Origin of the sequence: Bacillus sp. CR71 (genome assembly GCF_003429245.1) — a bacterium.
GTDB lineage: Bacteria > Bacillota > Bacilli > Bacillales > Bacillaceae_G > Bacillus_A > Bacillus_A thuringiensis_S.
Map to the genome: position 1 here is coordinate 1,610,936 of NZ_CP031748.1, position 12,789 is coordinate 1,623,724.

Genomic DNA, 12,789 nt, shown 5'->3' on the forward strand with positions numbered 1-12,789 from the left:
CGACGTGTGGCCCCCTTTTTTCTCATTATAAAACACTAAATTGTTATACATAAATGAAATGTTTGTTAGACAGGTAGGGGATAAAAATGCAAACAGATCTATTAAATATATTTTTTGAAGAGTCAGAAGAACATTTACAGTCGCTAAATGAAAATGTGCTAGTGTTAGAGCAAAATCCTGCTGATATGGATGTTGTAGGAGAAATATTCCGCTCCGCTCATACATTCAAAGGTATGTCTGCGAGTATGGAATTTACGGAGATGGCTGATTTAACACATAAGATGGAAAATGTGTTAGATGAAATTCGTCATGGGAATATAGTTGTAAATGCGGATATTATTGATGTGATTTTTGAGTGCATTGATAATTTGGAGAAGATGGTTGCAGATGTGCAACAAGGTGGAATGGGCAATATTGATGTAGTCTCAACTAAACAGAAATTAGAAGCATTATTGAACGGTAATGTAGAAACTACTACGGAACATATAGAGCAAAATCATATAGACAACGATGATGCAGTTTCGCATGCAGTGCATATAACAGTTGAACAGCAAGCAATTTTAAAAGCAGTACGTGCCATTATGTGTATTGAAGCATTACAAAATGTGGGGAATATACAAAAAACAGCTCCGAGTATTGAAGAAATTGAAGCAGATGCTTTCGGATTTGAATTTACAGTATTTATGGATACGGATTGTAGTATAGAAGAATTGAAACAAGTAGTACTTCATGTTTCTGAAATTGAGAAAGTGGAAGTAAAGCAAGGAGAACCTATATCGAGGGAAGTAGCTTCTAAAAAAGTCGTTACACAAGAAGTTGTGCAAGTAGAAGAAACGCTACAACCAGCTGTGGCTACGCAGGTAGAATCACCGATAGTGGCAACGAATCAGCCAGCTAAAAGTACTACAAAAACGAAAAATGCTAAAGTGGAGAATCGTTCAATTCGTGTTCAATTAGAGAAAATTGAAAGATTAATGAATATGTTTGAAGAAAGTGTAATTGAACGTGGGCGCATTGATGAATTGGCTCAAACGATTCAAAACAAGGAACTAATTGAACATTTAAATCGATTAGGCGATATTTCAAAAGATATTCAAAATGTACTATTAAATATGCGTATGGTGCCAATTGAAACTGTGTTCAATCGTTTCCCGCGTATGGTACGTATGTTAGCGAAAGATTTAGGGAAAAAAATCGATTTACAAATTACAGGTGAAGATACTGAAGTAGATAAAATTGTTATTGATGAAATCGGTGATCCGCTCGTTCATTTAATTCGAAATGCAATCGATCACGGTGTTGAAACTGTTGAAAAACGACGTGATGCAGGTAAAAATGAGACAGGTACTATTAAATTAGAAGCTTTTCATAGTGGAAATCATGTCGTTATTCAAATTACGGATGATGGAAACGGTATTAATAAAGGGAAAGTATTAGAAAAAGCGATTAAAAATGGCGTTGTAACTGAAGCAGATGCGAATAGATTAACAGATCGTGAAGTGTTTGATCTTATTTTCCAACCAGGATTTAGTACAGCTGAAGTTGTATCAGATCTTTCTGGACGCGGTGTCGGATTAGATGTTGTAAAACATACGATTCATAGTTTAGGTGGACATTTAATTATTGATTCTGAGGAAGGAAAGGGAAGTACATTTAGAATTGAACTTCCGTTAACGTTGTCTATTATTCAATCTATGCTTATTCAAACGAATGATAAGCGTTATGCTTTACCTCTTGGAAATATCGTTGAAGCAATTCGAATTAAGAAAGAAGACATCCAATCCTTACAAGGAAAAGATGTGTTAAATTATCGTAATCAAATTATTGAAGTGAAACATTTAAGTACTGTATTTGGTGAAAAAACAGTAGATGAGGCGTTTGCGTCATATGATGGTCAAATGGTTCCTGTGTTAATTGTTCGTAATACACATCGCAGCTATGGACTTATTGTAAACACAATTATCGGTCAAAGAGAAATAGTCTTAAAGTCATTAGGTGACTTCTTTGCAGAGAGTTCTAATTATTTCTCTGGTGCGACGATTCTCGGTGATGGACGAGTGGTCCTCATTTTAAACCCAGAAGGTTTATAATAGGAATGAAGGAAAGCTCCCCACTTGTATACAATTGGGGAGCTTTTTGACTAATCGTTACTACTCTAATAATGGCAATAAATACATATTAACGTTTTATATAATAAGTTTGCTAAAATCAAATGAGAGTTTATATCATTTGATAGAAAAACAGAAATGAGGAGGCAGGGAAAATGCCTGAGCAACACACAAAAGGGGATACGAGCACGATTGTGCTAGAAAAAGAAAATGAGCATTTAACGCCTCAAGAATGCGATATTCTTGGCGAAATTGCAAATATATCATTTGGTTCAGCTTCGACTGTATTATCAACAATTTTAAATAGGCAAGTAAGCATTACTGCTCCTCGCATAGAGTTGGTAGATTTATATGATTCAAGAGATGTCGAAGTTCCACATGTTGTATTAAACATTCACTTTACAAAAGGATTAGATATGGAAAACCTTCTTGTCCTTAAGCAAGATGTTGCATTGTCTATTGCTGATTTAATGATGATGGGAACAGGCGAGGTGGAGGACGGAAAAGAACTTGGTGAATTAGAGCTAAGTGCTGTACAAGAAGCGATGAATCAAATGATGGGATTCGCAGCTACATCTATGTCGGAATTCTTCCAAGATACAGTAGATATGTCTCCGCCGACGATTAAAGTTGTAAAGTTATCAGAAGAAATGGAGAAAATCTCTGAAATCGATGGAAATCATACGATTGTTAAAGTGTCGTTTGATTTAAAGATAGATAATCTTGTAAACTCTAAACTTGTACAAATTGTTTCTGTTGAGCATGCGAAACAAATGGTAAATAAATTAATGCAATTATCTGGTGGAGTAGAAGAAAAAGACGAGACAGCAGAAGTAGTGGAAACTGAGATTGTAGAAGAAGTTGAAAAAGAGCATTTAACACAAGAAGAGAAAGATGTGCTTGGTGAAATTGCAAATATTTCAATTGGTTCCGCTTCAACAGTATTGTCGACGCTTTTAAATCAGCCAGTTACAATTAGTACACCAAATGTGGAAGCAATCAATGTTCGGCATTATGATGGAGTACCAGTACCATTTGTTATTTTAAATGTCGACTTTGTTGAAGGGCTAAAGAATGAGAATGTATTCGTATTTACAAAAGATGTCGCCTTAACAATGGTAGATTTAATGATGATGGGAACAGGGGAAGTTGATCCGGAAAAAGAGTTGACTGAATTAGAACTGAGCGGTATTAAAGAGATTATGAACCAAATGATGGGGCATGCTGCTACGGCGATGTCAGAAATGTTTCAAGAAAAAATGGACATGACGCCGCCAAATGTTAAATTTGTAACGTTAAAAGAAGAAATGGAGTATTTGGGAGAGTCAATGGAAGTGGACGAACTCGTTCAAATTACGTTCAATCTTGAAATTGGCGATCTGCTTCAATCGAAAATGTATCAAATCTTGCCAATTTATGAAGCGAAAGAAATGGTAAGGCGACTTCTGTATCCAATGGTGGAAGAAGAGATTGCAACAGAAGAAATTGAAGAAGAAAAAATTGTAGAACCAGTTGTGCAACCTATTGAATTTAAAGAAGTAAAACAAATGGAGCCAGTATATATGGACACGTCCATTCTACAAAATGTAGAAATGAACGTGAAATTTGTATTTGGAAGTACAGTGAAAACGATTCAAGATATATTAAGTTTACAAGAAAATGAAGCAGTTGTACTAGATGAAGATATTGATGAACCGATTCGTATTTATGTAAATGATGTATTAGTGGCGTATGGTGAACTTGTAAATGTAGATGGATTTTTCGGAGTAAAAGTGACGAAATCACTATAAGGCAATGAAATAGGAGTTTGAACTAGTAGATGAAAAACGTAAAGTTTTTTCTAATGAGTTGGCTATGCATACATGTGTGCTTGTTCTTCCCCTTGCAAAGTCAGGCTGAGGAACAAATTGAGCCAGATCAAAAAATAAATGAAGTGAATGTACAAGAAGAAAAGTCAGAGCAAGTGGAAACGAAACAAGATGAAGAGAAACAAAAAGAAGTAGAACAAAAAGAAGTAGTAAATAAACAATTGGGTGAAAGAAAGATAGAAACGGAACAAGGAATTGTTACAGTAAATAAGCCGGAGCTTAAAGTTGGCGAAGAAGTGCGAATTGCTGTAGAACCAAATGGGAAAAACATTCAAAGCATGAAAGGTATATTGCAGTTACAAAAAAATGGCGAGCAATATGCGCAAGAAAGAATGCTATCTTTTGAGTATGATGAAGAAACGAAGAGGTGGGTTGCTAACTATAAAGCAGGGGATTTTGATTTGCAAGGTGATTGGAATCTTCAGCTCGTTCAAAGTTACAAAGAGAATGAGAAAGAAGAGCTCATAAAAAATGAAGTGAAAGTCCCGCTCATTCGTATTAAAAATGAAACGCCAACTATAGATAAAGAATTGCCAAAGTTACAGAAAGTTACTATTGATGAAGTAAAAGAGAACTTAGTTGAACGAAAACAGGGAGATTCTATACATATACGAGTAAAAGCGTCAGATATAGAATCGGTTGTAAAAGAAGTGCGCGTTACATTAAAAGGGAAAGAAAATAAAGAGCTTTCCTTTTTATTAGACTACAACAAGCATGATATGGATTGGCAAAAAGTATTTGAAATAACAGAAGCATTGCCGGCTGGGCCATATGAATTACTTGTAGAGATAATAGATGCAGCAGGTAATAAACTTGTTGAGGAAAGTGAATATACCATTTCTATTTTGGCGCCAAAAAACGAAGATGACAAAAAGATAGAAGAGAAAGAGAAAGAAGATAAATTAGATAATAAACTAGAAAATGAATTAGAAGATAAGAAAGAAAATGAGAAGCAAGAGGATTTGAAAGTCAAAAACCCGCTTCCAGAAGAAAAATTACCAGTTGTTCAAATTCCGAAGCAAGATGAGAAAGTAAATAAGTTTATAAAAGAACCGTTGAAAGAGAAAGAGGAATTTACTTACGTCATAAAAGAGCCGTTCGAAGACAACAAGGAAGTACATAAGGCGAAGGACCAAAAAGAGAAAAATAACAAACAAGTTGCCTCTAAAAAGAAAGAACAAAAAGAAGAATCAAAAGACAAGAAAGAAGAAAAAGGTGAACAGGGAGTACAAGCTTCGGATGTGTTTACTATCATGTCAGGTTTATTCGTACTGTTTTTAGTTTTAAAGAGTAATAAAGAATGGGGCTAATTATTTCATAGTAGTGGAGGCGCTTAAATGGAGATTAAACGTACGACAATTGAAGATAAGACGCTACAACCATTAAAACAGCCTGCAGCTATTTCGGAGCATGAAATCCAGAAAGAACGAAAGCGTAGCAATTTAGTGTTTACTGGACAGTCTAAAATTATTTCGAAAAATAATGAAATAGGTATTTTACTTGCAAGTTTAAGTGATGGAAAGATTATGAAGGAAATGCTTTCTAAAGAGATGGATACAGTGTTACAACTTTTTAAAAAGCTACATACGTTATCTGGAGAAGGTAAGCAAACAGAAAAAATATTTGAACAAGTAATTAGAAGCCTACAAGGGCTTGTTAAGCAGGCGCATATAAAAGACCTTCCTTTGTTAGATGGAACATATGATTTCGCTGAAGTACAACTATCATTTGGTAGAAAAGTACATATTCCGTTACTAGATGTGAGCGCACTTATTTCTAGAGTGGAAAGTGATTCTTCAGAAGGAAATATAAATTTGATGGTAACGGTTATTACTGCTTATATAACGAAATTGTCTAACGAAACAATTTTAATTAGCGTTACAGACCGCATTGCTAAAGATCGGGATGTAAGTGTATGGAGAGCGCTTGCGGAAATGAACATGACACAATTATCACAGGCATTGAAACAAACGATGCAAGAACATAAATGGTCTATGACGTTTCTTTTTCTCTTCATATGGATTGTCGGTATTATTTTAATTCGAGTTATGTAAAAAGGTCGTCACTTCATTGTGACGACCTTTTTTATATTTTTTCGTAGAAGAATGTATCAAATCGCTGAAGATTGTAACGCTCGGGTGTTAAAATTTGTTCCGTACTACCAACAAATAGTACACCGCCTTTTCGTAAAGAACGACTAAATTTTTCGTAAAGTTTTACTCTTGCTTCTTCTGTGAAATATATCATTACGTTGCGACAAATAATCAAATCATAATTTGTATCGAACGACTGCATTAAAAGGTCATGTTGTTTAAACGAGACGTTTTGTTTAATGTTTTGATGCAATGAATATAGATCATTCTCTTTTGTGAAATGACGTTCTTTCAAATCATTAGGTAATTCCTTTAACGAACGTTCTGTATATTGACCGCGTTTTGCAGTTTCTAAAATATGAAAATCAAGATCTGTTGCTTGAATTTCAAAACGAAATGGAGCTAGATGCTTTGATAAAATTAAAGAAAGTGTATACGGTTCTTCACCAGCAGCGCAAGCGGCACTCCATACCTTTAATTTTCCGCTATTTTGTTCGAGTAATTTAGGTAGTGCTTTCGACTCTAAAGTTTGCCATCGTTCTTTATTTCTAAAAAACTCTGAAACGTTAATTGTAATATAGTCAATAAAATTTAAAAATAAATTTTGATCAGCACGTAATTTGTTTAAAAAATTAGTGTAGTTTTCAAAGCCTTTTCTCGAAATGAAAGCATCGATTCTACGGCGCATTCTATCTTGCTTATACGAAGCGATATCCATATTGAATTGTTGTTTAAAACTCGCGATAAAATGATCATAATCTTGTTCAATTATCATATTTACAATGGGCACAATAATGATATTGTGCCGCCCCCTTTACATCATACGAATTTTTTGTTCAAAGCTTTTTTTCATTTGCTTTTCATGTAATCCTGGTAAATCATAAATGACAGCATCAATACCTGCTTCTTTTGCAACATCGACAGGGATGACAGATGTATGTTTGTCCCCATTATAAAAACAGAGAACTAGATCAGTGTCTTCAATAATTTGTTTAACAAAAAACATATAATCTGATCGGTAAATGGAGTCAGAAGGATGATCGAAAGCAACATATTCGGCTCCGTGTTTTTTTAAGTAATCAACGACTTCTTGAAATTCATCTGTTATTGCTTGCAATGGTTGCAGCGTGTAAAGGCATAAATTTTGAGCGAGTCTTTCATTCTCAACGAAAAAACGAAGAACCTCATTTTCAATAGATTTATAACATAATATGTAAATTTTATGTTTGTGAGCATAGTCAGTTAAAAATTTTTTAATTTCTTCTTGATCTAATGCTGTTAATTGATTTGAACCACAAAGGAAAATATTCATAGAATTGTGCCACCTCATGCTAAATTGTAACATATCTTTTATAAAAAATAACTGCAAAATATTACTGTTCAGAGTATAATTATAAATAACTGGATTTTACGATTAAGTTTAGGAAGAAATAAAAAAATAAATAGGTGATATATATGCTACGTTCTATCTCGCATAATCCAATTTTATCGCATATACCGCCTGCTACTCAAATGCCGAAAGATGCAAATGTCAGGACAGGACTTGCATTTTCGGATAATTTGCATGCAGATCCGAAAAAAGATAAATTACTAGAACAAATGGAAGCGTTTGTCGATAATATTGGAGAAATTAAAGAAAAAATTGAAATGGAATTAACGCTTGATAATGTAATGGAATACAAAAATACAGTAAAATCATTTTTGAATTTTTACGTTGATAATGTATTGCAGTATAAAGATGTCATGTCTCGTCACCCGCGTTACGGATATTCACAGAAAATGACGATTGTGAAACAGGCAGAAATGGGATTGAATGAATTAGAAGATGTTATGAATTTAATTAATACGAAAACAGGACATTTAGAAATGTTAAATCAAATTGGAGAAATCCATGGTTTAATTGTGAATTTAGTCTTGTAAAAGGAAGGAAGCTATATGTACATACAATTATATGAAAAGCTCGTTATTATACAAAAGGCGTATGAAAATATTCAAGCGCTTGGAGAGCAAATATATGAGAATTTAAAAAATAAAGATATAAATGCAGTTCAAAAGTTACAAGTAGAACAATTGCAGTACATTGATGGTTTAAAAGGGTTATCAAGCTCATTTGAAGAAATGGTTGTTCAGTTCTGTAAAGAACAAGGAGTTGAATCGTTTCGTGTAAGTGCGTTATTTTCGTATTTTTCTCAAGAAGAAATTGAAAAAATGGAAGAATTACAAAAAAACGTAACTGAATTAGAAGAGAATGTAAAAATGATTCTTTTGAAAAATCAATATTACTTAAACGTACTATTAAAAACTACAGAAAGTATTGTGGATTCTGTTTCTGAATATAATTTAGAGCGAAACAATAATTCGCAAATCTTTATGAATGAACTATTGTAAAGGAGAAGTGAAGCTTTATGAGATTATCTGATTATAATACACCGCTATCAGGGATGCTAGCGGCTCAAATGGGATTACAAACAACGAAACAAAACTTATCTAACATTCATACACCGGGTTATGTGCGTCAAATGGTGAATTACGGATCTGTTGGAGCAAGTAATGGTCATACGCCAGAACAGAGAATTGGTTACGGTGTACAAACGCTAGGTGTTGACCGTATTACTGATGAGGTAAAGACGAAGCAGTTTAATGATCAATTATCTCAGCTCTCTTACTATAACTACATGAATTCGACTTTATCACGTGTAGAGTCTATGGTTGGAACGACAGGAAAGAATTCATTATCTAGTTTAATGGACGGTTTCTTTAATGCCTTTCGTGAAGTGGCAAAAAATCCAGAACAACCAAACTACTACGATACATTAATTTCTGAAACTGGGAAGTTCACAAGTCAAGTGAATCGTCTTGCGAAAAACTTAGATACAGTGGAAGCACAGACGGCAGAAGATATTGAAGCGCATGTTAATGAATTTAATCGTCTTGCTGCTAGTTTAGCAGAAGCGAATCATAAAATTGGACAAGCAGGTACACAAGTGCCGAATCAACTTTTAGACGAACGAGATCGTATCGTTACAGAGATGTCTAAGTATGCAAATATAGAAGTATCTTATGAATCTATGAATCCTAATATCGCGAGTGTTAGAATGAATGGTGTTTTAACAGTAAATGGACAAGATACATATCCACTTCAATTAAATAAAGAAAAAGACCCAATGTCAGTTGAGATTTACGGTTCAGAAATCTCCGTAACTAGCGGGGCGATAAAATCAGCGATTGATACGAAAGCGAAGATTGTTGAGTATAAAAAAAATCTTGAAGACTTAATGAGTTCGATGAAAAATCAAGTGAATACAGTGATGGGAAAAGATTTCTTCGTTGGAGATCATGCGAAAGATATGAAGTTAAATCCAGAATTCCAAAAAGATATTTCGAAAATGAAAATATCTGCTGAAACAGCAAATAAACTAGCAGCAGTTACAGAAGACGATTATAAAGAAGGTCTTTCTTATAAACAAGCATTAGATCAATTTATAGTTCGTGTTGCATCTGATAAAAGTGCAGTAAATGGTTATCAAAAAATTCATGGCGACTTACTAGAAGGTATTCAACAAGAAAAAATGAGCGTTGAAGGTGTAAATATGGAAGAGGAAATGGTAAATTTAATGGCCTTCCAAAAATATTTTGTCGCAAACTCTAAAGCTATTACTACGATGAATGAAGTGTTTGATAGTCTATTTTCGATTATTCGATAAGTGATAATAATTGATTGGAAATATATAAGGAGGAGATAGAAATGAGAGTATCTACATTTCAAAATGCAAACTGGGCAAAGAATCAGTTAATGGATTTGAATGTGCAACAACAATACCATAGAAACCAAGTAACTTCAGGGAAGAAAAACCTTCTTATGAGTGAAGATCCACTTGCAGCGAGTAAATCATTTGCGATTCAACATTCATTGGCGAATATTGAACAAATGCAAAAAGATTTAGCTGACTCAAAAAATGTATTAACACAAACTGAAAATACTTTACAAGGTATTTTTAAATCTTTAACGAGAGCAGATCAATTAACGGTACAGGCATTAAATGAGCCAAATGGTGAAAAAGAATTGAAAGCCATCGGTGCAGAGATTGATCAAATTTTAAAACAAGTTGTATATTTAGCGAATACGAAAGAGCAAGGCCGTTATATTTTCGGTGGTGATAGCGCGGAGAAGCAACCATTTACAGAAGATGGTACATATCAAGGTGGAAAAGATGATGTGAATTGGCAACTAAATGACGGTTATGAATTAAAAGCGTTTCGTAACGGAGAAGCATTATTATCTCCGGTTATAAAAACGTTAAAACAGATGAGCGAAGCGATGCAAAAAGGTGATCAAAAAGCGTTACAACCGTTATTAGGAGAAAATAAGACAAACTTAGATGGCATCATTAACCGTACAACTGAAGTTGGTTCAACAATGAATACAATGGAGACGTTTAAAACAATTTTAAGCGAGCAAAACTTAGCGCTTCAAGAAAACCGTAAAGAAATTGAGGATGTTGATTTAGCGGTCGCAATTTCTGACTTAGCATATATAAATGCAACGTATGAAGCGACGCTTAAAGCTGTTAGTACGATGAGTAAAACGAGCATCTTAGATTATATGTAAATAATAAGGAGTGATAAATATGGCAGGAACGATGACAGGCATTGGTGGTAGACAACAGATTTGGAATCTTGGAAATAATATGATCGATACTTCTCACTTCGTTGAATTAGAAATGAATGCGTTAGATATGAAAAAGACACCGTATACGAAAGAAAAGAACGACCTTACAAATGATAAATTATTATATACAAGTTTGAAATCAGAATTTAGCTCTTTCACGCAAACTTTTAAAAACTTAGCGGCTTTTAAAGGGAATGAGAAAAAAGTAACAACATCACAAGACGGTTATATTAATGTAAAAGCTGATGGTGGTGCAATTGCAGGAACTTTTAATATGACAATTACACAGCTCGCGCAACGTCATCAAATAGCTTCTAATGAAATTAAAGATATAAATGCAAAGCTTCCTAAAGATGAAACATTAAAACTAGGCGGTAAAGAATTAAAAGTAACAACAGATATGACATATAAAGATTTAATTAATAAGATTAATGATGGAGATTATGGCGTATCAGCTTATACACTTGGAAATAAAATTTTCATGACCTCGAAAAAAGAGGGAACAGATGGACAGATTAAGTTTGAGGCGAACACATCTACGCTATTTCAAGATATTGGTTTAGCTAACGCGGATGGCAAAGCGCTCAATACAATCAATGAAGCACAAAATGCTAAATATAGTATTAATGGTATTACAGATGAAAGTTCTACTAATACAATTGAAGCTCTTCCTGGTGTAAAAATTGAGTTGTTAAAGGTAACTGAGCCGAAAGTAGAAGGAGCGCCAGATGCTGGTACAACAACAGATTCCAAAACAAAAGGTATAGACCTAAAATTTACAGTAAATGACTCAAACGTAACAGATGCATCGAATGTTATTAAAAAAATGGTAGCTGATTATAATAAAGCTGTTTCTACAGTAGATATCTTTGCTGGAAAAGGTGGAGCTTTCCAAGGTCAAGCTATTATGCAAAGTGTACGTCAAGCGATGAACAATGTCGTAACATTTTCTCAAGATGGTAATTATTTATTCACATTTGGTATTCAATTAAAGCAAGATGGAACGATGGAAATTGATGACGAAAAGTTAACGAAAGCATTAAAAGAGAAGCCAGATGCAGCGAAGCAATTTTTCTTTAGTTCTAACGGTTTAGGAAAAATGATGGAAGAACCGCTTGATAAACTATTCGGTGATAAAGGCGTAGTGGGCGAGAGAGTTAAAAACATTGATTCACGTGTAAGTGATTTAGATAAAAAGATTAAAGATATTGAGACGCAAAACTTGCAAAAGCAAGATGAAATTGTGAAGAAGTATCAAAAGCTAGAAAGTACATTGGCGGCGCTTGATAGCCAACTAAAAACAATTAAAGCAATGACAAAACAAAAAAGTGATGATTAATGAAAGTTGAGGAAGTGATCATATGCAAGCATGGCAACGTTATATGCAAAATGATATTATGACGAGTAATCCGATTAAAAATACAATTTTTATTTATGAAAGGTGTATTGTAGAGTTTCGTAATTTAGAAGAACTTTTACATACTTTTAACTTACAAGAAGGGGACGCACTTCTTGAAAAGTTAGAACGTATTTTTGAAGAATTAAAACTTCAATTGAATCCTGAAATTACGAAAGATTTATATGATAGCTTATATGGTTTATACGATTGGATTAGCATTCAAATTCAAACGATGAAAGTAACGCGTGAAGCGAAAGATATTGATGCAATTGTGAAAGTGTTGCAAGATTTAATAGACGGTTACCGCGGAGCACTTGAAAATGAACAATGATATTTATCGGACGTTTGTCAGCTGTTTTAATGAAATCGGTGAATTGCAAGTGTCAGACAGAGAGTTTGCTGAGAAGAGTGAGATGTTAAATCGCTGGATGATGACATTGGATGAAGAAACGCGTACGCAAGTTGCAGCAGAAGTAAGCCCATTTATTATTAAGGCAGCACAGCATATTCGGGATAAGCAAAAGATTTTGGAAGAAATGATTATGACAAATGATGGACGAATGAAGGCTAATTCATTTTACGGTAAATATTAATAATAACGTTTGGAAACAGATTCCCCTTTTAAAAGGGGGTCTATTCCTTCGTTTACATA

General features: G+C 34.0%; 13 protein-coding genes. 11 read left to right on the forward strand and 2 right to left on the reverse strand.

Features of this window, described 5'->3' with window-relative positions; genetic code table 11:
- Positions 1-86: 86 nt before the first annotated feature.
- The 4 genes from DOS87_RS08370 (at position 87) to DOS87_RS08385 (ending at position 6,030) form a co-directional block, all read left to right on the forward strand.
- Positions 87-2,090: a chemotaxis protein CheA gene (locus DOS87_RS08370; protein ID WP_001192626.1), complete on the forward strand. Its 2,004-nt coding sequence runs from the start codon at positions 87-89 to the stop codon at positions 2,088-2,090.
- A gap of 173 nt (positions 2,091-2,263) precedes the next feature.
- A complete protein-coding gene (locus tag DOS87_RS08375; RefSeq protein WP_001115008.1) occupies positions 2,264-3,898 on the forward strand; it encodes a flagellar motor switch protein in 1,635 nt (544 codons plus the stop codon).
- A 29-nt stretch (positions 3,899-3,927) separates the two neighbouring features.
- On the forward strand, positions 3,928-5,286 hold the full coding sequence (locus DOS87_RS08380) for a transglycosylase (RefSeq protein ID WP_208730238.1): 1,359 nt from the start codon (positions 3,928-3,930) through the stop codon (positions 5,284-5,286).
- A gap of 27 nt (positions 5,287-5,313) precedes the next feature.
- Positions 5,314-6,030 carry a hypothetical protein gene (locus DOS87_RS08385; protein WP_000403964.1) on the forward strand — a complete coding sequence of 239 codons (717 nt, stop codon included), beginning with the start codon at positions 5,314-5,316 and terminating at the stop codon, positions 6,028-6,030.
- Between the two features lie 31 nt (positions 6,031-6,061).
- Here the strand turns inward: DOS87_RS08385 and cheR are convergent, their stop codons facing one another.
- Together cheR and DOS87_RS08395 are read right to left on the reverse strand one after the other, a co-directional pair.
- Positions 6,062-6,844 carry a protein-glutamate O-methyltransferase CheR gene (gene cheR / locus DOS87_RS08390; RefSeq protein WP_000582876.1) on the reverse strand — a complete coding sequence of 261 codons (783 nt, stop codon included), beginning with the start codon at positions 6,842-6,844 and terminating at the stop codon, positions 6,062-6,064.
- A 39-nt stretch (positions 6,845-6,883) separates the two neighbouring features.
- Positions 6,884-7,381 (reverse strand): flagellar motor switch protein FliG, encoded by a 498-nt coding sequence (locus DOS87_RS08395; protein ID WP_001020110.1) that lies wholly within the window; start codon positions 7,379-7,381, stop codon positions 6,884-6,886.
- A 143-nt stretch (positions 7,382-7,524) separates the two neighbouring features.
- Here DOS87_RS08395 and DOS87_RS08400 point away from each other — a divergent pair, with 143 nt between their 5' ends.
- The 7 genes from DOS87_RS08400 to DOS87_RS08430 are packed head-to-tail and all read left to right on the forward strand — an operon-like array spanning position 7,525 to position 12,730.
- The gene (locus DOS87_RS08400) at positions 7,525-7,989 is read left to right on the forward strand and encodes a YaaR family protein (RefSeq protein WP_000946318.1); all 465 of its coding nucleotides are present in this window, start codon (positions 7,525-7,527) and stop codon (positions 7,987-7,989) included.
- A gap of 15 nt (positions 7,990-8,004) precedes the next feature.
- Positions 8,005-8,457, forward strand: a complete 453-nt coding sequence (locus DOS87_RS08405) for a flagellar export chaperone FlgN (protein ID WP_098577909.1) — start codon at positions 8,005-8,007, stop codon at positions 8,455-8,457.
- Between the two features lie 17 nt (positions 8,458-8,474).
- Positions 8,475-9,773, forward strand: a complete 1,299-nt coding sequence (flgK, locus tag DOS87_RS08410) for a flagellar hook-associated protein FlgK (RefSeq protein WP_001239718.1) — start codon at positions 8,475-8,477, stop codon at positions 9,771-9,773.
- Positions 9,774-9,814: 41 nt separating this feature from the next.
- The gene (locus tag DOS87_RS08415) at positions 9,815-10,678 is read left to right on the forward strand and encodes a flagellar hook-associated protein 3 (protein WP_086389885.1); all 864 of its coding nucleotides are present in this window, start codon (positions 9,815-9,817) and stop codon (positions 10,676-10,678) included.
- A gap of 19 nt (positions 10,679-10,697) precedes the next feature.
- Positions 10,698-12,077 (forward strand): flagellar hook-associated protein 2, encoded by a 1,380-nt coding sequence (locus DOS87_RS08420; protein WP_098577910.1) that lies wholly within the window; start codon positions 10,698-10,700, stop codon positions 12,075-12,077.
- A gap of 22 nt (positions 12,078-12,099) precedes the next feature.
- Positions 12,100-12,468: a flagellar export chaperone FliS gene (gene fliS / locus DOS87_RS08425; protein WP_016077910.1), complete on the forward strand. Its 369-nt coding sequence runs from the start codon at positions 12,100-12,102 to the stop codon at positions 12,466-12,468.
- The gene (locus DOS87_RS08430) at positions 12,458-12,730 is read left to right on the forward strand and encodes a hypothetical protein (protein WP_001058090.1); all 273 of its coding nucleotides are present in this window, start codon (positions 12,458-12,460) and stop codon (positions 12,728-12,730) included. The genes fliS and DOS87_RS08430 overlap by 11 nt, the downstream gene beginning before the upstream one ends.
- Positions 12,731-12,789 lie beyond the last annotated feature (59 nt).